This window comes from Chryseobacterium sp. MYb7 (assembly GCF_002979455.1).
Taxonomy (GTDB): Bacteria; Bacteroidota; Bacteroidia; order Flavobacteriales; family Weeksellaceae; genus Chryseobacterium.
Genome location: NZ_PCOU01000005.1, coordinates 163,104 through 184,852, shown reverse-complemented (window position 1 = coordinate 184,852; position 21,749 = coordinate 163,104). Strand labels below are relative to the sequence as shown.

Below are 21,749 nucleotides of genomic sequence, written 5' to 3'. Positions count from 1 at the left end.
ATTAATATTTTAAAAATCAGTAATATATCAATTTTATATTTTACCCCTACTACAGACAATTTTTTTATTGTAATAAAAAAAAAACGCCTCATAAATGAGACGTTTTTATTCAATTTAATAGGTTAAGGTAATACCTGCACCCCAGCCTATTTCTTTATCATAGTTTCCGGAAAGGGATAACCATTTTTGAACAATGTATCGGAGTCCTGTTGAAAACTCTCCATCTGAATTGATACTGAAATTTCCTCTCAGTCTTCTTGAAAGCGGAATGTCTTCGCGGCTCAATTCTAGTAATACTTTTCCGTTTTGATCCACGCTTGCATCAGCTGTAACCAACATGGGTAATACATACTGCATCCCCACAATGAACGCAAATCTGTTTTTTGATGCTTTCTGTTGTCCGAACCAGGTCTTCTTCCCATGAAACTCCATTCCCAGATCTTCAGCCATCTGTCTTTCCATAATCTCATGATTTTTCTGAACTCTGATTCCTGCATAAGGAAGTGCCCATTGAAATTTTCCCAAGAAACGACCTACTTTTGCACTTCCTTCAAAATGGTCAAAATTCCAGTTGGAATGGAACTCATTCAGGTTTGCCCATCTCGGTCCGAACATCGTCATTGTTTCTGCATGAATCTTATTGCTTGCAACATCCAGCATAGCCATAGAACTGGTCATTTTATTATCCTGTATAAAGTTTTTCCAGGCCAGTTTTCTATTCGGAAGCTGTGGATTGGGTTTTGAATTTTCATAGCTGAAGATTCTTCCCATTCCTGCCATCATATGGTATAGAATATGACAGTGGAAAAACCAGTCTCCATCCTGATTAGCTGCAAATTCTATTGTCACGGTTTCCATCGGCATAATATCTACAACATTTTTAAGGGGAGAATACTCTCCTTTTGAATTGATTAATCTGAAATCATGACCATGAAGGTGCATTGGGTGGCGCATCATAGAATTATTATAAAGTTTAATTCTAAGAACCTCTCCTTTTTTGATCATTATTTTATCTGTTTCCGTCACAGTTTTATTATCCAGCGTCCACAGATAATGGTTCATATTTCCTTCCAATGTAAATTTCATCTCACGAATACTGTCAGTAGGGAGAATTGTTTTTTCAGGAGACTTTAAAATACTGTAAGACAATCTCTTGATTGTTTTTTCTTCCTTCATATCCATTACGGAGTGTTGAGAATGATCACCTTTTTTATCTTCTTTGGTTTTTATTCCCATCATCTCATTGATGTGCTTTGCTGTAGTTTTTCTCTGACTTTCGGATAATTCCGGATACATAACTTCATTCATATCCATCATCTGATTTCCCATCGTCATATTCATCGGTTTCATATTTCCGCTCATCTCCATCATCCCGTTCATCATTTTCATCCCTTCAAAAAGCATCAGTCTTGGAAGATTGGGAGCTTCTATCTTCTCCCCTGAACCTAGCCAAAGCGAAGCATGCCCTATTCTATCTTCTGAAGTCGCTCTGAATTCAAAGCTTTTATTCTCAGGAATAGTAACCTCAATATCATACGTTTCGGAAACGCCTACAATCAGGCGGTCAACTTCAACTGGCACCACATCATTTCCGTCATTTCCTACTACTTTAATCTTTCCTCCACCATAATTCAGCCAGAAATAGGTAGATGAGCCTCCATTAGCGACTCGCAATCTTACTTTGTCACCTGCTTTTAGATTAGAATAATCGGAGCTTGGACTTCCGTTAATTAAAAATTTATCGTAATAGACATCACTTACATCCATAGCTTCCATCCTTTTCCATTCATTCAAAGCCTTTGTCCCGAGGTTTCCGGATTTAATAGCTTCCCAATAACTCTGTACTGCATTTTTCTTTACAGCATACCAATCTGTGTTGGCCATATGAAGCCTTCTTGCAATCTGCATGGGATCATCATCACTCCAGTCTCCCAGCAATACAGGAATTTCAGAATTATATTCTGTTTTGGGCTCACCTTCTCTTTTTTTGAAAACCAGGATACCATTCATTCCTATCTGTTCCTGAAGTGCTTCATGAGAGTGATACCAATAGGTTCCGTTTTGAGAAATTCTGAATTTGTATACATGAGTTTCTCCGGGTTTTACAGGTTTTGTAGTAAGGTATGGCACACCGTCCTGCTCATTGGGAAGAATCACCCCATGCCAGTGTAGTCCTGTATTTTCCTTAAGCATATTGTGAAGGTAAATTTCAGCGGTGTCTCCTTCCGTAAAATATAAAGTCGGAGCCTGAAGCTTACCATTCACTGCAATTGCTCGTCTGTTTTTCCCTGTAAAATTAACAATGGTATCTTTCACATAGAGATCATAACGAACTGTTTTTCCTCCGAAAGTAATTTTCCCGTTTTCAGAGTTTCTTTTTAAAACAGAACCTTCTTCTTTTTGTTTATCTGGATGGAAATGATCTTTTTTTTCCTCAAGTTCCATCCCGCATTTTGGACATTTTCCCTGTTTATCTGAAACTACTTCAGGGTGCATAGGGCAGGTATAGTTAGCTTTATTTGTATTTTTAGTATCTATCTTTTCAACTTTCCCTTTATTTATTTTTGTTTCTGAGGGTCTTTCTTTTGTTTCTGCTTTAGATATAGATTTCGTTGCTACTTTTGACTTTATTGCAAGACTTTTCTTCTCCAGAGTCATTCCGCATTTCGGGCAGTCTCCAGGTTTAGAGGACACCACCTCAGGGTGCATCGGGCAAGTATAAACGTTTTTTGTAGTTTGAGCGAAATTAAATACAGAGAACAAAAGTACCAGAAACATTATTATCTTTTTCATAATATTTCGAACTTTTTAGAAGCTGCACAGCTTAAAGTTAATTATAACTTAAACTATGCAACTTATTATTTTAAAGAACAGTACGGTAATTATTTAATTTCCGACTTTATACTTCCGCATGAAAGCATAGACTTTCCATAGTAGGGATTAATGATCTGTTTTTCATCGCTTAGCCAGCTTCCGTCTGCCATTGGGCAATATTGAACGTAGACTGGTTTATCAGAAAGTTTAAACTGTTTGGTCAGAGCAATCATATTGTCCGAAAGATTCAAAAAAGTTTCTCTTTGTGCAGCAACATTTCTTGCATCAGAAATGGCAGAAGCATCTTTTCTAAGCACATTAAGATTTCCTTCAGAAACTACCTTAACATCAATTGCAGAAGCTGTTTTAATGAACTCTGTTGCCGCTTTTGAAGTTTTGTCAGCATCATCTGAAGCTAAAGCAGATTTGATAGCAATATAGTTCTGATACAGTTTAGAAACCTGAGCATCCTTTTTAGACTGCGCTGATAATGAAACGATTGAAAATAAAGATAAGGCTGCTGTGATAATATATTTTTTCATTGTTTTAAATTTTAGAATTAATTTTTAATAAAGAATAATAGGTAACGCAACAGTAAGTGCGTCAGCACATGTCGCCCATAACAGTATCTATTTTTATAATACTGAAAACGACGGACGGATTCTAAATTCTAAAATTACAATGATTGATGTAGATAGGTACCGGTCGGTATTCTGGCGGTGCATTGATCTGAATCTGGGTAAATTTGGTTGCAGAAAAAGACTTATCAATAACAGCAAACTGATGTTCCACCGGAATCTCTGAAACTGCATTTAAAAAATCAACATTCAGATAATCAGACTTCTGGGAATCGTCTACTTTTACGATTTTGATCTCTGTTTTGCAGCATCCTTTTTTTTCTTTGACACCACATTTCCCACAGATATCATCTGCTTTCTGACTTACAGAAACAAATTCTTTCATGCAATAATGAATGCTAAAAGCAGCTCCGGAAGAAAACCCGAAGTAGAAAATAGAAAACACTATGGCAAGAATCTTTTTCATTGGTAACACAAAGATAAAAATATCTCTGACATCGTTGTTATAGAATTTGGTAATGTTGTTATAAAATTCTGGTAAATGAAAAAACTTCCGAAAATTCGGAAGCTTTTATTTTATTTTTTTGATTTCAATTCTATAGTTTGAATTCCAGTTTCACATTGAAGAAACGTCCTGTAAGACGTACCGGAACAGGATACATATAATTACTGTTGTAATCTGTGATCCACTGATTAGCAACAGTATTATTAATGTTAAAGGCATTGAAAACCTGAACACCTAATGTCAGTTCTTCAAAATTACCCCAGAAACCGGATCTCTTATTTTTCTCTTTTGGATCAATAAATACTTTGGTTAATCCTAAATCTACTCGTTTATAAGAAGGAAGTGTCTGCTGGTAATTATAAGCGGCATTAAAATCCGGCTGTCCGTTGCTGTTGAACATTACAGGAGCACCTGTTGGCAATCCCATCGCATATACCAAAGTAAGGTTTACGCGCATAGACGGGAAGCTCGGCATATAATCCTGATAGAACATGGCAAACCTCAACCTTTGGTCTGTAGGTCTCGGGATATCTCCTTTTCCGTCAATATTTTCATACACTCTGGCATAACTTGCAGATAACCAAGAATCTACTCCAGGCACAAATTCCCCGAATAATCTTGTATCAATACCATAGGCATATCCTTTAGAATTATTCTGTCCTGAATAACGGATTCTTACATTATCCATATAATACGGGATCAGATTATCCATTTTCTTATAGTAAAGTTCCGTAGTCAGTTTAAATGGTCTGTCATACATCTGGAACTCATAATCATTGGCAAGAATTACCTGAATAGAACGCTGTGATTTTATATTGGAATTAAAATTACCGTCTAAATCTTTGATCTCTTTATAGAAAGGAGACTGATAATAGATACCTCCGGAAATTTTGAACAACATATCGCTTTCCCAATCTGGTTTTATCGCAAACTGAGCTCTTGGAGAGAAAATAGTTTCCTTATTGAAACTCCAGTTGGCAACACGTACTCCGGCGTTCACAAATACTTTACTGGCTCCCCAGTAAAACTTCTGTGAATACTGTGCATAGGCAGAAAGTCTTGTAGGTTCGATATTATTTTGTCCGGCAATATAATAAGCAAGCTTAAGATCTCCTGTAGTTCCGGTTCTAGGATCAATCACTTCCGGTCTTGGAATGCTGTATCCGGCTGAATCTACTAATTTCCATTCATTGGTAAGATCTTTCAGATTTTCTTTTTCATATTTAAATCCAACTTCAAAGTCGGTATTTACATTGGGAGAAAATTTAGCTCTGAACTGGGTTCCGTATGTTCTTACAAATAAATCGTTTCTTGCGTGCTCCGTCTGCCCGCCAGCATCAAAGGATGCTAAAGGCTTCTCTGTTACCGGATCAAATATCTGCACTTTATATTCTGAATGTATCGTATAGTACTCTCTTTCCCTATTCTGGTAGGCAAAGGCATCCAATGTAAGCTTCCACTTGTCTTTTGGCTTATAATTCATGGAAAATGTACCCATCATATTTTTATATTGGTCATTTTCTTTACCCGCATATCCTATATCCACTTTAATAGGCTGCTGAAGACTTCCGAAATCTACACTTTTCGCCTTAGGGATCATCTCGTAATCATTCTTGGAATAATATCCGATGAATGACATGGAGAATTTATCACTGACATGATAATTCAGATAAGACTGGAAATCCCAATATGTCGGGTTAAAATCTGTATCTTCTTTTAAAGTATTAAGAACAAGATTCGTATTTCTGTATCTACCGGAAAATAAGGCCGTGAATTTTTTGTTTTTCGAAGCAAGACCTGTTGTCAGTCTTCCTCCAATTAAACTGGCCTCTCCTGAAACTTCAAATTTTTCAGGTTCACGGTAATATATATTTAAAGCAGATGACATTTTATCACCATACTTGGCTTCAAACCCACCTGCAGAGAAGTTCACTGCAGACACCATATCCGGGTTAATGATACTCATTCCCTCCTGTTGAGAGTTTCTGATCAGGAAAGGTCTGTAGATTTCAATATCATTAATATAGATAAGGTTTTCGTCATAGTTTCCACCACGAACCATATATTGGGAAGACAGCTCGGTATTGGAGTTTACAGACGGAAGTGTTTTAAGCAATCCTTCAATTCCCCCATTGATAGAAGCTACTGATTTCGCTTCTTTCGCTGAAATTCTTACGTTGGTAAGGTCATTGGTTCTTCCTGTTACTTTTTTCTGGAAGACAACTTCCTCTATATCGGTCACTTTAGTGGTCACGGTATCCTTTTTTCTGTGTTGGGAGAAAATCAGTACAGGGACCATAAGGCTTAACGGTAAAACTAGTTTTTTCAAAAGAAATATTTTAGAATTTCTAAAATTAATGTTTTTTTAACAATTACAAAATTGATTCTCTAATTCTTGTCAATTTTTGTAACAAATCTTCTAATAAATCTAATCTTAACATGTTGGCACCATCAGACAATGCGGTTTCCGGCGTAGGATGTGTTTCGATGAATATTCCATCTGCGCCTACTGCAATTCCTGCTTTGGCAACAGTTTCGATAAGATCCGGTCTTCCTCCTGTAACTCCCGAGCTCTGATTAGGCTGTTGTAAAGAGTGTGTAACATCCAAAATCACAGGTGCATATTCTCTCATGGTAGGAATTCCTCTGTAATCTACGATCAGATCTGTATATCCGAAAGAATTTCCTCTTTCAATGATGGCTACTTTCTCGTTATTAGAATCTGTAATTTTCTGAACGGCAAACTTCATCGATTCCGGAGAAAGAAACTGCCCTTTTTTCAAAGTCACACATTTTCCTGTTTGTGCTGCTGCCACCAATAAATCGGTCTGACGTACAAGGAATGCAGGAATCTGTAGAACATCTACATATTGTGCTGCCAATGCTGCATGTTCATTCTCATGAATATCTGTTGTTGTAGGAATATTAAACGTCTCTCCTACTTTTTTAAGAATTTCAAGAGATTTCTCTTCACCAATGGATGTAAAAGAATCTACACGGCTTCTGTTCGCCTTTTTGAAGCTTCCTTTGAAAATATAGGGAATGTTATATTTATCTGTAAGACTGATTACTTTTTCAGCAATTCTCAATGCCATGTCTTCCCCTTCAATAATACAAGGTCCGGCAATAAGGAAAAAGTTTTTTGAATCTTTGTGCGAAATATTATCTAAATACTGAATCATTTTGTTGTAATTAAAAAGTTCAGTAAAAATACTGAGAAAGTTTCACAAATGGAAATTATTTGGTTGCTTTAACAGGCTATGATTGCAATAGTCTTTGAGTCTTTTGGATTCTTGAATTTTCGATTATTAAACTGAGAGATACTTCGACAGACTCAGCATGACAACTCTAATACGATCTGTTATATTAAAGTGAAAAATATGATAAGCAGTATAATAATCCGACAGATGCTTCGACAGGCTCAGCATGATAACACTAATACATCTGTTATATTAAAGTGAAAAATATGATAAGCAGTATAAGCAATCAGCATTGAAAAACACGTTGGATTCACGTCACATTAATGTTATTTTATAGCAGTGTCATGCTGAGCCTGTCGAAGCATTACGATAATTTATTTAGAATTTCTTCAGAATCTTCTCAAACGTATTCACATTCCTGCTGGTAAACTGATCTTTAAGATTCTTCTTGCCCAGCACTTTTCCAAAGGTAGAATCTAAGGTATTTCCTTTCGGTACCTGCCAGTAAAATAGATCATTGATGATTTCTGCTTTTTCATTTTCTACCTGTCCTGCTTTTTGAAATTCTTCCATTAAAACTTTTTCCACGCCCGGAATTCCAACAAAACCATAAATATGAAGCGCATCATTCTTTTCAAAAGGAATACTGTTCCAGAAAACCTCTGTTTCTTTCTGAGATTTTACAAACAGAAACGCTTCATAAGAAAAATGATTGGACATCGCTTTTTCAAGAATGGTTTTCAGTTCTTCAACTTTTTTATCCGAAGAAAACACAATATTCCCGGAAGCCAATATTGAGCTCACTTCTTTCATACCCGTCTCTTTAAAAACCTGGCATACCTCAGCCATTTTCATATTGGTTCCTTTTACGTTGACGCCGCGGAGAAAAGCACAGTATTTCATTTTTTTTAGGTTCTAGGTAATAGGTTGCAGTTTTTGAGCCTTAGAGTTTGAGAGTACTAGAGCAATTATAAATCTTTTAATCAACTCTAATGTACAAATTATAGTCTGTTCCGGAAGGTTTCAGGTTGTATATTTTTTCTAAAATTTTATTGTTGCTTTTCAGATGATCTTTCACACGGAATTCTTTCAGAATTTTATAATGAGTTTTATAATATTCTGAATTTATAGTACTTCCTTCGTATAGATTCTGGTAAGAAAGAAGATACTTAGGTTTTCTCGTCTTTACAGTATTGATCCAGTAATTCGTCTTGTCTTTTTTAATTTCTTCCTGAATCTGTTTATCAACCAATCCAACCTCATCAATTGTTTTTAACCCGGAGAAATAAGGTACATAACCAGCCGGTTCCAATAAGATCCACTGGTTTTTATCCTTTTCATATTGATTTAAATAGGTTCCAATCGTTCGGCGATAGTTCCATTCTCCATTTCCTGTTGCAATACAGTGAACGGTCTGGAAAACAAGCATTGGGAAAATATAAAATATCACAAGTAATGACAGCCATAAGTTTCTCTTCTCTTTCTGTTCCAATACAAAAATAAGAATAGGAACGAAAAGTAAAAGCTGAGGCACCCAATAATACCAATCGAACAAACTTTTCTGAGAAATAAAAATGATCTGTTTTGCCCATCCGAAGAGAAATATCATCCATAAAAAATAGTTTCTTTTCTCTCTTTGTCTGATCAGATAAATAAAACAAACGAGCTCAAAAATCAAGATAACAACAGTCATAGGATTAAAATCTCCGGGAACTTTCAACATTCCCCAGAAGTTTCCGAAGCTCTTAAAAAAATACCCGATATGCTGCTGAATCGTAAGATTTTCGCTATAAAGAAGTTTCTTGGCAGTAATCGTATTATTCACCAGTTCCCCAAAGTAGAACCAGTTGAAAGCAACGGTAAATAAAACACCCCAAATTCCTCCAAAAACATAATTCCATCTGATTTTTTTGTTCCAGAATACATCTACAAGAAATACAATTCCCAGGAAAATCACCGTATCAATTCTGGTAAACATAATAAGTACCGGAAGAATTGTAAGCACCCATTTTTTACCTTTATGAAATCCATAATACAATAATGACATTTCCAGAAAGAACAGAAGCCCATACTCCATTCCGAGAATTGAGATTTTAATAGAGGGTGGCAAAATACCGATCAGAAATATAAAGATAGCTTTATGCCAAGGGTTTTTAAGAACCAAATGAGATAGCAATAAAGTTCCTATTGTAAATAATAACGAATTAAAAATCAAAAGAGGCTCAATAAAGTATTCTTTTCCAAAAACAAGATTGAAAAAGTAAGACACAAAAACATATAAATGTGTTGTAGACGCAGAAATTTTGGTGTCACCATTGAAACCAATTACTCCATAATCCAGTAAATTCTGGGCGACTCTCCAGGTAATAAATGCATCTTCCTGAATATAATGTGTCAGTAAAAAAAGAAGCTTAAAAGCAACAGTAGCTATTACAGCATAGATTGGGAACCTGCTATTTTTTGTTTCAGCCATTATGTATTTTTAATTGTACAAATATAATCTTAATATTCAGGATTCCCAATAAATAAAAAAACGGAACCGAAGTTCCGTTTTAAAATATGTTATTTTGTTGCTTTGATGATTGCGTTGGTAATCTGACTTTCTTTTTCTTTTGAATAAGTAGAATCATAAGGTTCCATGACATCAAATAAATACTGATAGAATGGCGTGATCTGCTGAACATTCTCAGACTCTTTCATAGCCTTTTCTCTACCCATTTCCTGAAGATCTTTGATAAATACATTAAACTTCTTATCAATCGGCTCTATAGACTTTACAAGGTAAGCATAAGCTTTTTCCTTCTGTCCGATTTTTGTATAAGCATCCGTTACTGCAGAAACCACAAGAGAATATTCCATTGGTTTTGTTCTCATTTGTCTTCTTAAGTAACTTTGGTCTGCTTTGGATAGGCTTAAATAATAGTCGTACTCTTCAAAGATTCCTTTTTTAAGTACCTCAGCCAATTGAAGACCTTTCTGTTCCTGACCTGCAATAATATATCCTGAAACAATCGAACTTAATGAACGAGGATCATTATATTTCTCAGCAGGAATTTCTTTGGCTGCAAGATCCAGAATTTCGATTGCTTTAGCTTTCTGTCCGCTTAATGCAAGTGCTGCTGCAGCTCTGCTTGCTGACATTCTATAGCTGATAATGTTAGAAGTAGCAGTTTCATCAAAGTGAGCATTTAAGTTTTTGAAATTCCCCCATCTGAAGTTTTTCACTACGTTGTAAAGAGAATTAGCGTCTACTCTTCCCATATCTCCATCAGCTGTCGGAGGTGTTTGGATAGGGATTAATCTGTAACTGAATCCGTCAAACTGAAGATAATCGTTCAGATAGAAAATATTCTCACTGTCATAAATACCTCCTGATGAGAAGTTGATCGGACGCTTCCAGTCGAAGTTTGCTAAAAGATCCATCAAAATCAGGTTGTTCTTATACAATGTATTTCCTTTATAAGTAATCATAATTTGATTCGCTACGTTCGGAAGATCTTCTTTGTTGATAATTCCTGCTTTCAAAGCATTTTCTTTATTAACAGGAAGAATGAATTTGTTAACAGGAAGGATGTTATACTTTTCATATTTCTCTTCTCCAAAATACATTTTCAATAATTCGTCTTTTTCAGGAGATTTGAACTTAATGAATTCAATTGCCTGTTTTAATGTTAAAGAATCCTGAGTCAGATATTTTCTGAAAGACTGGAATTCTGTTTCCGGAGCTCCTTGTTCTTTCAACATAGAGAAAACACCTTCCCAATCTTCCTTCTTCATCATATAGATCTGGTCGTTTACCCCATCTCTGTAATCATCGTGTGTCAATTGGCTAGGAATCCCCATAGCATTGTAAGTTCTTCTTTTTACTTGATCAAGGTTCCATGGAGTTGAAGCAAGGGTAAAGTTTACAACCTTTACATCATCTCTGAATTGTTCAGTCTCCTGAATAGCCCAAACCGGGTAAGTATCATTATCTCCGTAAACGAAAAGGATGTCGTTTTTCGGTAATGATTTTAATACAGAGTACGCATAATCGTAAGCCGTATATCTGTTGCTTCTGTCATGAACATTATAGTTCTGGAAGCCCATCATGAAAGGTACTCCTAATAAAACCACTCCTAAAGCAATGTTTGCTCCGTTTGATTTTATTTTGGATTGTAAGAACCATAAGATAGCTCCGGCTCCTAAACCAATCCAGATGGCAAATGCGTAGAATGAACCGACCATTGCATAATCTCTTTCTCTCGGTTCAAAAGGTTTTACCCCCGTATAGAAAACAATTCCTACACTTGTTAAAATAAATAAAGATAGTAGTGCATAGAATCTTCCGAAATCTCTGTTTAATTGGAAAAAGAATCCGATTAATCCTAAAATTAAGGGAAGGAAGAAGAATTTTACAGTACTTTCATTCTTGAATTTAGCAGGCATTTTATCCTGATTTCCTACCACAGCATTATCAATAAAAGGAATTCCGGAAATCCAGTTTCCTTTTGTGCTTTCCATATTTCCTTCAAGATCATTCTGTCTTCCTACGAAGTTCCACATCAGGTATCTTACAAAGTAATATCCGTTCTGGAAAGAGATAAAATAATCCATATTCTGAAGAAGTGAAGGCTTCTGAACATTGATCAGGTTATAAGGTTTCACTTTAAGGTAATCTGCAGCTGTAATGGATTTATCTTCATATTTAGCTCTCAGTTCATCAAAGATCTGCTTTGCCTGTGGATTGTCTGCCACATCTTCATTTGCATAATTGAATGTAAAATCAGGAGCACCATACATAGAAATATAGTTCGCCATTACATCCTTATCTTCGTTAAACATTCTCGGCATTAAGCTTACCTGAGACTTGTTGAATACATAATTGAAACGGTCTCCGGTCTTTCTGTAGGTTCCGGTTTTTTCATCTTTTTCGTAGATTTCCCCGGTTTTTTGTGTTTTGAAGCTTCCGTCTTCGTTCTTTTCAATTCCATTAGCATCAAGGAATGCCGTGTAGTTTTGTCCGTAGATGGTAGGCCAGTCACCATACTGTTCTCTGTTATAATAATCCAGCATACCAATTGCCGTATCCGGATCATTAAGGTTCATTGGTGGGTTAGCATTCGCTCTGATAGGAATAACCATCCAGCAAGAGAATCCGATCATCATGAAAACTACAGATAATGCAGCCATTTGATAGATGTTTCTTTTTGCTTTTCTTGCATACTTAAGTAAGAAATAGCAAATCGCTACCATTAAAACAAAAGCTGCAATTGTTCCGGAATGGAAAGGAAGTCCAAGACCATTTACGAAGAAAATCTCAAGTCTTCCGAACATGGTCATAATTAAAGGGAAGATAATTTTGAAAACGATAATCAAAATCCCTAATGTGATAAGGTTTGCCCAGATAAAGTTTTTCCAGGTAAACTTATAATTTCTTGCATAGTATACCAGACATACTGCAGGGATTGCCAGCATACACATCATATGCACTCCCACAGAAAGTCCTAAAACAAAGAAAATAAGAATAATCCATCTTTCACTGTCTCCCGCTTTATACTCATTCTCCCATTTGGTGATTAACCAGACCAAAAGCGCAATAAACATAGAAGCCATAGAGTAAACCTCTCCCTCTACTGCCGAGAACCAAAATGTATCTGAGAATGTAAAGCAAAGTGCTCCCACTGCTCCGGCAAATAAAATAGAAATCTCCTGATGCTTTGTAATTTCTTCAAAATCTTTGTTTAAAAGCCTTCTCACAAAATGGGTGATCGTCCAAAACAAAAATAAAATAGTCAGTGCACTGAACAATGCAGACATCGCGTTGATCACGATAGAATAATTTTCGCCTTTCCCTAATGCAAAAATGGCTGCCACGGCACCCACTATCTGGAATAAGGCAGCTCCGGGAGCGTGCGTTACTTCAAGTTTTACTGCAGAAGAAATGTACTCGCCACAATCCCAAAAACTGAAATTGGGTTCTATGGTGGACAAGTACGTGAAAAACGCAATGACGAAAATCACCCATCCTGAAACGGTGTTCCATTGCCTAAAAGTCCAATTTTTCATAGTATTAAATCAATTATGCGAAAATAAGGCTTTTATCTTATTTTATGCGGGTTTTAACAAAATTTAAAAATTTTGGCGTAGTATTTGCGATTATAGACGTGTCAAAACTGTAAATACGAAAATAACTTTTTACAAAACTATGCCCTAGAAATCAAACAAAAGTTTAGTAATTATTTATTTTTTTGTATTTTTGCAGTCAGATTTTTATTGAAAATAACAAATAATGAGTAATGTTTACGATAATATTCTTGGCCTGATAGGACACACTCCGATGGTGAAGCTAAATACTGTTACAAAAGATATTCCAGCAACCGTTTATGCCAAGTTAGAATCATATAATCCTGGACATTCCACCAAAGACCGAATCGCACGTCATATTATAGAAAACGCAGAAGAAAGAGGCCTTTTAAAAGAAGATTCTGTAGTTGTAGAAACTACTTCCGGTAATACCGGGTTTTCTATTGCGATGGTATGTATCATTAAGGGATATAAATGTATTCTTGCAGTAAGTGATAAAACAAAACCTGAAAAAATTGCTTATCTGAAAGCATTGGGAGCTACGGTATATATATGCCCAGCCAATGTACCGGCGGATGATCCCAGATCATACTATGAAGTTGCTAAAAGAATCGCTCAGGAAACACCTAATTCTATTTACATCAATCAATATTTTAACGAACTTAATATTGATGCACACTATCAGACGACAGGTCCTGAGATCTGGGAGCAGACTGAAGGTAAGATCACTCACCTTTTTGCCTGCACAGGAACTGGTGGTACACTGTCCGGTTCTGCTAAGTTTTTGAAGGAAAAAAATCCAGATATCAAAATCATTGGTGTGGATGCAGATGGTTCTATCTTAAAGAGCTATCATGAGACAGGGGAAATACACAAAGAAGATGTACATCCTTATCAGATTGAGGGAATGGGTAAAAACCTTATTCCTGCTGCCCTGCTTTTCGACAAGGTAGATGAATTTGTAAGGGTAAATGATGAAATGTCTGCCTACAGAACCCGTGAAATTGCTTTGAAAGAAGCCATCATGGGAGGTTATACTACCGGAGCTGTAACGCAGGGATTGATACAGTATGCTCAATCTCATGAGCTCACAGAAAATGACTTAATTGTTTTAATATATCCTGATCATGGTTCCAGATATATCACTAAAGTATATAGTGACAAATGGATGGCCGAGCAGGGATTTGTCAATAATTGTGTTCACAATTATGATGAAGTTTTCAAAACAGAGTTTATCAAATAAGAACGAATAAAATCACGATACAAATAAAGCCTTTTGCGTGTTCTGACAAAAAAGGCTTTTTTACTTAAAAATTACGATACAATGTTGGATATTTTTGAAAGAATAAAAGAAAATCCAGGACCACTTGGACAATTTGCAGATTATGGTGAAGGCTATTTTATTTTCCCAAGATTAGAGGGACCTATCGGCCCTAGAATGCAATTTCAGGGGAGAGAAGTAATTTTCTGGAGTGCCAATGACTATTTAGGACTGTGTAATCACCCTGAAGTTATAGAAGCGGATGCAAAAGCGGCTGCAGAATACGGAATGTTCTATCCAATGGGAGCAAGAGCAATGTCTGGAGAAACAGATCAGCACCTTCAGCTGGAAAGAGAATTGGCAGACTTCGTAAAAAAAGAATCAGCATACTTATTGAATTTCGGTTACCAGGGAATGGTTTCTACCATTGATGCTTTGGTAAGCAGAAATGATGTCATTGTTTATGATATGGATTCTCATGCCTGCATCGTGGATGGAGTAAGACTTCATTCTGGTAAAAGATTTACCTACAAGCACAATGATATGGCAAGTCTTGAAAAAAACCTTCAGAGAGCAACTAAAGTAGCTGAAGAAACAGGAGGAGGTATTCTTGTAATTACAGAAGGGGTTTTCGGAATGAGAGGCCAACAGGGAAAAATTAAAGAGATCTGTGATCTTAAATCAAAATATCAATTCAGACTTTTAGTAGATGATGCTCACGGTTTCGGAACTCTTGGTACAACGGGTGCCGGTGTGGGTGAAGAACAAAACTGTAATGATCAGATTGATGTGTATTTCTCTACTTTTGCTAAATCTATGGCAGGTTTCGGAGCATTCCTTGCGGGTGACAAAGAAATTATCAGATATCTGAAATTCAACCTGAGATCACAAATCTTCGCAAAATCTCTTACGATGCCAATGGTAATCGGAGGATTAAAAAGATTAGAGCTATTGAGATCAAGACCTGAGATCAAAGCTAAACTTTGGGAGAATGTTGAAAAACTACAAAGAGGACTTAAAGAAAGAGGATTTAATATTGGAGATACCAATACTTGTGTAACTCCGGTTATGATGCAGGGAACTCCGGTAGAAGCAACTATATTAGTGAAAGATTTAAGAGAAAATTACGGTATTTTCACCTCTGTGGTGGTATATCCGGTCATTCCGAAGGGAATGATTCTTTTAAGACTAATTCCTACCGCTTCTCATACAGATGCAGAGATTAATGAAACTCTGGCAGCATTTGAAGCAATTCATGATAAATTAGTAGGTGGCTACTACAAGGAGCAGGAAGAAAAATTACTGCAGGAACAAGGATTAAGTTTTAAACCTATTTAATCTTAAAAAATAAAAAAAGCCACTGATTGATTCAGTGGCTTTTTTGTTTAATACCTATAAAAGCAAATGAAACTTAGAGGTTACACACTGGGAATTCTGTCGGCTGTTTCATATGGACTGATTCCGATTTTTATTCTACCTGTGAAGCAGGCACACTTTTCAATGGATATTACGCTGTTTTATAGATTTTTCTTTTCAGCTTTAATGGTGGGAGGATATCTGCTGTATTCGAGGGAAAGTTTTAAAATCAATAAAAAAGAAGCCTTAATTCTGGCTATTCTTGGAATCTGCTATGCCCTTTCTTCAGAGTTTCTGTTTTTAGGCTATGATTTTCTTACCCCAGGAATTGCCTCTACCGTTTTATTTATCTACCCAATTATTGTAGCGTTGATCATGCTTTTCTTTTATAAAGAGAAACTTACCAAATTATCCGGAGCATCTTTACTTTTGGCTTTTGCAGGAGTCATTGTTTTGTGTTTAAAAGGAAACGGATTGGAAATCAATTTTGCAGGACTGGGAATTGTGATGCTCAGTTCACTGTTCTATGCATTATATATGGTTATTGTCAACAAATCGAATATTAAGGTTTCAGGATTTAAGCTTACGTTTTATTCTATGTTTTTCACCTCAATATTCTTTATGACCAAGGCTTTGATGGCAAATGAATCATTTGCCATTCCTTCAACAGAGGTTTTCATCAACTTTCTTATTTTCGCATTTTTGACTACGGTTATTTCCAGCTTGTGTCTGGTATTTGCGATTAAATATATCGGTTCTACTCCTGTGGCTATTTTAGGAGCCCTGGAACCTGTGGTTGCTGTATTGATCAGTGTTTTGATGTTTCATGAAAAATTTACTCCCAATCTGCTGATCGGGATTACTTTAATCCTTTTTGGAGTTACGTTGAATGTAATTGGTGATCAAAAGAAAATAGGTCATGCTTAACTGATATAAAAAACAAAAAAAGCCGACTCCTAAAGAAGTCCGGCTTTTGTATCACTTGAGTTAAGTGTTTTTCTATAATTTTGATTGAGCTTCTGAAAGATTCACCGTTTTTCCCAGTGCTCCAAATTCATGCAGATCTCCAAAAACCTCTATACGGATCGACTGGTCAATCCCTCCTACTTTTAAAGGATTAAATCCTGCGCTTTTAATTACATCTTCAACATCTTTGTCTATTGAGGTATCATCTGACGCATAAAACAATACTGCTTTTTCCGGAATGTTGTTGGAAGCACCCGCAAGACTTCCTGCTCCTAATGTTCCAAATGCTTTTACCAGCTTAGCACCTTGAGGAAGCACTGCCCTGTTGAGTTCTCCAGCAGATTCTTTTTCTCCAATGATCTTTTTGAATCCTCCATTTCCATCCGGAGCGATAGGATTTGAGACATCAATAATGGTTTTTCCCTTCAGAATTTCCTCATGATCATTGAAGAATTCTTTAAAAGCACCAAACCATATTGCCGGAATAATAATGTCTGCAGTATTAATTGCCTGATCAATATCCATACTTTGAGCAAAACCATTAGACTGTTGAGCAAAATCAGCTGATTCTTCATTATTTCTTGAGGCTACAATCACTTCATGGTTGTTATTAATTAAATCACCGGCGATTGCTTTTCCAATATTCCCTAAGCCAATAACGGCTACTTTTTTTAATGTTTTCATTTCTTTTGATTTTTAATATTTATCTATGTCAAAATTAGGTGGAAACCTATTCAGAAAATGACAAACTAGTTTAAGAACTCATCTTGACATTTGGTAAGACAAATGATGAAACTAGTTTTATAAAGAAGATGAATATAATCAGTTTTTGATTCTTCGCTGTCTGATTTTACTTAAGAATTGGGGAGTAATTCCCAAATAGGAAGCAATCTGTGTATTGGGAAGCCTGTTTGCCAACTGGGGATAATGTTTGAGGAAAAACTCATACTTTTCTTCTCCCGTTGAGCTTATATTTTGAAGTACCCGATTTTGGAGCTCAATAAATTTTTGTTCAATAATTACCCTGAAGTTTCTGTCAAATTTGGGATAATAGGTATAAAGAAACCAAAGGTCATTTTTTTCAATCTGCAGTACAATGGAAGTCTCAAGAGCTGCAATATACAGCTGACTTGGCTTTTTATTATGAAAACTGTCTATATCCACAATCCAATCGTTTTCTGCAGCAAACTGAAGATTATGCTCTTCCCCATTCCCGTCTATATTGTACATTTTTAAGCATCCTGAAACCACAAACGTATAATACTGACAGATCTCGTTTTCTTGCAGAATAAATTGTTTTCGCTTAATTCTTCTTTCAACAAAACGTTCGTTCAAAACCTCAATTTCTTTCTTTGAAAGCGGAATATAGCTTTTAAAATATTCTACAAGCGGAGTGGTTTCTTTTGACATTGTAAATAGAATGTACTTGTTATACAGATTTTGAGTAAATCATTATTACAATATATCAAAAAAAACTGAACATTCTAAGGATGAATGACTCTAAAAAATCAATATCAAAAAAATATTTTCACATCGTTCTTTTTTGTATCAAAAATAATAAAATACTGCACAGGAGTTCGTAGAAGTCTGTTTATTGATAAAATAATATCATATTAAGATAAAAAAATATTATGTCTGAATATATTTAACAAAATAAATCCTTTACTTTCTGGCATAACAAAATTTATCTGACTATATTGCATCTGTCTATTAATAGGTGTTTCCTCCACTGAACAGACACATGTATATACTTTTAAAAGCCGATGAAAGAATTGCAAAAACTTACTAAAGATCAATTATACAAAAAGCTCAAAGAAAAATCAGAAAATCTATATAGCATTGCTCATGAAGCCTTGGAAAACAATTTTTTCAATGAAAGCTATTTAGACGAAGAAAGTCTTGCTGAATTTCTAGAAATGCTGGACGATGAAACAGCAGAAAAAATCAAAGATGCTTCTCTGCATATTAATAATGAAGATAATGCTCCCGAAATTGTCCTTATAGAAAATGAAAACAACATTTCTCTTGAATTGGTGACCATTGAAGATGAAGGGTACAAAATAATTCTTATAGAAGGTGACCTTCAGTTATCAAAAAAACTGTTTGTGGAAGATTACATTGTTCTCATTGTTACAGGTAATATTCAGGCTGAAAATATTATTGTCAACGGTTCATTATACTGTTCCGGAAATATTACATCCAAAGTATTATTCGGAGCTTCGGGCAATGATAATGAAACGTATATAGGAGGAAGTATTATGACCTCTCTTATTGCAGAAAACGGGCATTATACGGTGGCTGAAGGAAATATATATTCCAGATATTTAATCAGTTTTCATAATGAAATCATCGGAAAAACAGGAAAGTTCATCGAGAATATCAGTATTGAAAAACCTGGCGATATTGGATTATTGAAATCCGAAATTATTGATGAAGACGGATATTTCGATGAAAATTCGTTCCTAAATTTTATTGACAATAATTCTCCGGATGCTTTGTTTAATAAACCAGCCAATTTATTTTAGCAGATTCTCTTTTTCATTGAGAATGTAACAATGCAGAATTTTAAAGACTTTTCTTCACGGTGTATAATCAGGAGAAAAAATTTTTTTCTAAAAAAACTTTAGAATAACTTTGCAAAAAATTTCTGTTGAAAGACCTGCTTCTTATTACTCCGCCTTTTACCCAGCTTAATACTCCCTATCCTGCCACGGCTTATATTAAAGGATTTTTAAATACCAAAAATATTTCCGCTTATCAGGTAGATTTGGGGATCGATGTTATTTTGGAATTATTTTCAAAAGACGGAATTCAAAAGGTTTTCAGTAAAGAAATTGATCTTCATAACATCTCTGAAAACTCTCAGAGAATCTATGCCTTAAGAGAAGAATATGTAAAAACCATAGATCAGGTTATTACTTTTTTACAGGATAAAACGCCTACGTTGGCAAGACAGATCTGCAGTATGAATTTTCTACCCGAAGCTTCCCGTTTCAACCAGTTGGATGATATGGAATTTGCTTTTGGAAATATGGGGCTCCAGGATAAAGCCAAGCATCTGGCAACTTTGTATTTGGAAGATATTTCCGACTATATTGTAGAAAATATTGATTCTGATTTTGGTTTCAGCAGGTATGCAGAACGTCTTGGAAAAAGCGCCAATTCTTTTGATGAATTATATTCGAAACTATGTGGTGAACCCACATTTATTGATGAATTTACTTTAAAAATTCTTCGTGAAAAAATTGAAACTGTTCAGCCGAAACTGGTTTGTTTTTCAGTACCGTTTCCCGGAAATTTATATTCCGGATTCAAATGTGCCCAATGGATCAAAAAAAAATATCCACACATCAAAACAGCCATGGGAGGAGGTTTTCCCAATACAGAATTAAGGGAAGTGAAAGATCAAAGAGTATTTGAATTTTTTGATTTTATTACGTTAGATGACGGAGAAACTCCACTTGAACTTCTTCACCACAATTTAGAAATTCCATCTGAAGAAGGTGAGTTTAAAAGAACTTTCCTTCTCGAAAATAATGAAGTTGTTTATAAGAACAATTCTAAAAAACATGATTACAAGCAGTCTGAAATCGGAACTCCTGATTATACAGATTTAAAACTGGATCAATATATTTCTGTTATTGAAATCGCCAATCCGATGCACAGTTTATGGAGTGACGGAAGATGGAACAAACTGACCATGGCTCATGGATGCTACTGGGGAAAGTGTACATTCTGTGATATTTCTTTAGACTATATTAAAATCTACGAACCTATTTCTGCTAAAATTCTGGTTGACCGAATTGAAGAATTAATCCGCACCACTGGTGAAACAGGATTCCACTTTGTGGATGAAGCGGCACCGCCAGCCTTGATGAGAGAAGTAGCACTGGAAATTCTACGAAGAAATCTTGTCGTTACCTGGTGGACAAATATCCGTTTTGAAAAAAGTTTTACCCGCGATTTATGTTACCTCCTGAAACTTTCAGGATGTGTTGCTGTTTCAGGAGGACTTGAAGTAGCCAGTGACCGATTGTTGAAATTAATTGATAAAGGAGTTTCTGTAGATCAGGTCGCTAACGTAACCAGAAATTTTACTGAAGCCGGAATTATGGTTCATGCTTATCTGATGTATGGCTACCCTACCCAAACCGTTCAGGAAACCGTTGATTCTCTGGAAATGATTCGGCAGATGTTTGAAATGGGAATTCTTCAAAGTGGATTCTGGCATCAATTTGCCATGACTGCTCATTCGCCTGTAGGAATCAGCCCTGAAGATTTTGGAGTGGTTCCCGTAAAGCAGGAAATCTTATTTGCCAACAATGATATCGATTTTAAAGATAAAACCGGAATTGATCATAACAAGTTTAGTTTTGGATTAAAGAAATCTTTATTCAATTATATGCATGGAGTCAATTTTGAACTGCCTCTTCAGGAGTGGTTTGATTTTAAAATTCCAAGAACAACTATTCATCCGGATTATATTCATGACTGTCTTTTGGAAGATGGACAATTTAGTCTGAAAGGAAATTCAAAAGTGATCTTTTTGACCAAAAATGTAATCGCTGAGAATCGCGTAAAAAATAAAAAGAAATACTCTGGTACATATACGCTTCTTACATTCCACCTAAAAACCAATATTGTGAAGGTAGAGCTGGAACAAGAAAAGGCAGAGTGGCTAATGGGTGTATTGGAAGAAAATGCCATTGAAAATTCCAAAAAACCTACAGTTCAGCAACTTAAGAATCAATTTGAAGAAAATTTCGAAGATTTTGAGTTGTTCTGGTTCTCAAAACCGATGCAGCAATTGAAGGAAAATGGAGTAATTTTAAGTTTATAAAAATTTTCGTTTTTTTCTCAGGGATTTTTGAAATTGCAGAATTTTTTGTGAATTTTCATTTTTCTGGATGAATAAGACTTGATTGAATTATAATCTCCCGCAGATTACACGGATTTACACAGATTTTTATTTGAGGGAATAAAACCTTTTAATTTTTCATACA

15 protein-coding genes are annotated in these 21,749 nt (G+C 35.5%); 5 read left to right on the top strand and 10 right to left on the bottom strand.

What is annotated here, in order from left to right; translation table 11 throughout:
- Positions 1-114: 114 nt before the first annotated feature.
- From CQ046_RS06520 to CQ046_RS06485, 8 genes are all read right to left on the bottom strand, one after another.
- Entirely contained in the window at positions 115-2,793 is a 2,679-nt protein-coding gene (locus CQ046_RS06520; protein ID WP_165790477.1) for a multicopper oxidase domain-containing protein, read from the bottom strand.
- An 89-nt stretch (positions 2,794-2,882) separates the two neighbouring features.
- The gene (locus CQ046_RS06515; RefSeq protein WP_105701468.1) at positions 2,883-3,356 is read right to left on the bottom strand and encodes a DUF3347 domain-containing protein; all 474 of its coding nucleotides are present in this window, start codon (positions 3,354-3,356) and stop codon (positions 2,883-2,885) included.
- Positions 3,357-3,477: 121 nt separating this feature from the next.
- A complete protein-coding gene (locus tag CQ046_RS06510; protein ID WP_228406889.1) occupies positions 3,478-3,858 on the bottom strand; it encodes an HYC_CC_PP family protein in 381 nt (126 codons plus the stop codon).
- A gap of 130 nt (positions 3,859-3,988) precedes the next feature.
- Entirely contained in the window at positions 3,989-6,226 is a 2,238-nt protein-coding gene (locus CQ046_RS06505) for a TonB-dependent receptor plug domain-containing protein (protein WP_105701467.1), read from the bottom strand.
- Between the two features lie 43 nt (positions 6,227-6,269).
- Positions 6,270-7,079: a 3-deoxy-8-phosphooctulonate synthase gene (gene kdsA / locus CQ046_RS06500; protein ID WP_105701466.1), complete on the bottom strand. Its 810-nt coding sequence runs from the start codon at positions 7,077-7,079 to the stop codon at positions 6,270-6,272.
- 396 nt (positions 7,080-7,475) lie between these two features.
- Positions 7,476-8,000 carry a DUF1697 domain-containing protein gene (locus CQ046_RS06495; protein ID WP_105701465.1) on the bottom strand — a complete coding sequence of 175 codons (525 nt, stop codon included), beginning with the start codon at positions 7,998-8,000 and terminating at the stop codon, positions 7,476-7,478.
- A gap of 76 nt (positions 8,001-8,076) precedes the next feature.
- Complete coding sequence (locus CQ046_RS06490) at positions 8,077-9,570, bottom strand: hypothetical protein (protein ID WP_105701464.1); 1,494 nt, start codon at positions 9,568-9,570, stop codon at positions 8,077-8,079.
- 89 nt (positions 9,571-9,659) lie between these two features.
- Complete coding sequence (locus CQ046_RS06485) at positions 9,660-13,145, bottom strand: DUF2723 domain-containing protein (protein ID WP_105701463.1); 3,486 nt, start codon at positions 13,143-13,145, stop codon at positions 9,660-9,662.
- Positions 13,146-13,368: 223 nt separating this feature from the next.
- On the opposite strand from CQ046_RS06485, the gene CQ046_RS06480 reads away from it, so the two are divergent.
- The 3 genes from CQ046_RS06480 to CQ046_RS06470 all read left to right on the top strand — a co-directional run bounded on the left by CQ046_RS06480 (position 13,369) and on the right by CQ046_RS06470 (position 16,707).
- Positions 13,369-14,406, top strand: a complete 1,038-nt coding sequence (locus CQ046_RS06480; protein WP_105701462.1) for a PLP-dependent cysteine synthase family protein — start codon at positions 13,369-13,371, stop codon at positions 14,404-14,406.
- 84 nt (positions 14,407-14,490) lie between these two features.
- Positions 14,491-15,762, top strand: coding sequence for an aminotransferase class I/II-fold pyridoxal phosphate-dependent enzyme (locus tag CQ046_RS06475; RefSeq protein WP_185126156.1), 1,272 nt, complete (start codon positions 14,491-14,493; stop codon positions 15,760-15,762).
- 66 nt (positions 15,763-15,828) lie between these two features.
- Positions 15,829-16,707, top strand: a complete 879-nt coding sequence (locus tag CQ046_RS06470) for a DMT family transporter (protein WP_105701460.1) — start codon at positions 15,829-15,831, stop codon at positions 16,705-16,707.
- A 72-nt stretch (positions 16,708-16,779) separates the two neighbouring features.
- Here CQ046_RS06470 and CQ046_RS06465 read toward each other — a convergent pair whose 3' ends face one another.
- Both CQ046_RS06465 and CQ046_RS06460 read right to left on the bottom strand, forming a co-directional pair.
- Positions 16,780-17,430, bottom strand: a complete 651-nt coding sequence (locus tag CQ046_RS06465; RefSeq protein ID WP_105701459.1) for an NADPH-dependent F420 reductase — start codon at positions 17,428-17,430, stop codon at positions 16,780-16,782.
- 138 nt (positions 17,431-17,568) lie between these two features.
- Positions 17,569-18,156 carry a Crp/Fnr family transcriptional regulator gene (locus CQ046_RS06460; RefSeq protein WP_105701458.1) on the bottom strand — a complete coding sequence of 196 codons (588 nt, stop codon included), beginning with the start codon at positions 18,154-18,156 and terminating at the stop codon, positions 17,569-17,571.
- A 353-nt stretch (positions 18,157-18,509) separates the two neighbouring features.
- Here CQ046_RS06460 and CQ046_RS06455 point away from each other — a divergent pair, with 353 nt between their 5' ends.
- Together CQ046_RS06455 and CQ046_RS06450 are read left to right on the top strand one after the other, a co-directional pair.
- Positions 18,510-19,271: a hypothetical protein gene (locus CQ046_RS06455; protein WP_105701457.1), complete on the top strand. Its 762-nt coding sequence runs from the start codon at positions 18,510-18,512 to the stop codon at positions 19,269-19,271.
- Positions 19,272-19,396: 125 nt separating this feature from the next.
- Entirely contained in the window at positions 19,397-21,586 is a 2,190-nt protein-coding gene (locus tag CQ046_RS06450; RefSeq protein WP_105701456.1) for a B12-binding domain-containing radical SAM protein, read from the top strand.
- Positions 21,587-21,749 lie beyond the last annotated feature (163 nt).

Excerpts from the sequence above, each read along its gene's own strand:
- CQ046_RS06520 (WP_165790477.1), bottom strand. The coding sequence starts at position 2,793 with ATGAAAAAGATAATAATGTTTCTGGTACTTTTGTTCTCTGTATTTAAT.
- CQ046_RS06515 (WP_105701468.1), bottom strand. The coding sequence starts at position 3,356 with ATGAAAAAATATATTATCACAGCAGCCTTATCTTTATTTTCAATCGTT.
- CQ046_RS06510 (WP_228406889.1), bottom strand. The coding sequence starts at position 3,858 with ATGAAAAAGATTCTTGCCATAGTGTTTTCTATTTTCTACTTCGGGTTT.
- kdsA (WP_105701466.1), bottom strand. The coding sequence starts at position 7,079 with ATGATTCAGTATTTAGATAATATTTCGCACAAAGATTCAAAAAACTTT.
- CQ046_RS06495 (WP_105701465.1), bottom strand. The coding sequence starts at position 8,000 with ATGAAATACTGTGCTTTTCTCCGCGGCGTCAACGTAAAAGGAACCAAT.
- CQ046_RS06490 (WP_105701464.1), bottom strand. The coding sequence starts at position 9,570 with ATGGCTGAAACAAAAAATAGCAGGTTCCCAATCTATGCTGTAATAGCT.
- CQ046_RS06485 (WP_105701463.1), bottom strand. The coding sequence starts at position 13,145 with ATGAAAAATTGGACTTTTAGGCAATGGAACACCGTTTCAGGATGGGTG.
- CQ046_RS06480 (WP_105701462.1), top strand. The coding sequence starts at position 13,369 with ATGAGTAATGTTTACGATAATATTCTTGGCCTGATAGGACACACTCCG.
- CQ046_RS06470 (WP_105701460.1), top strand. The coding sequence starts at position 15,829 with ATGAAACTTAGAGGTTACACACTGGGAATTCTGTCGGCTGTTTCATAT.
- CQ046_RS06465 (WP_105701459.1), bottom strand. The coding sequence starts at position 17,430 with ATGAAAACATTAAAAAAAGTAGCCGTTATTGGCTTAGGGAATATTGGA.
- CQ046_RS06460 (WP_105701458.1), bottom strand. The coding sequence starts at position 18,156 with ATGTCAAAAGAAACCACTCCGCTTGTAGAATATTTTAAAAGCTATATT.
- CQ046_RS06455 (WP_105701457.1), top strand. The coding sequence starts at position 18,510 with ATGAAAGAATTGCAAAAACTTACTAAAGATCAATTATACAAAAAGCTC.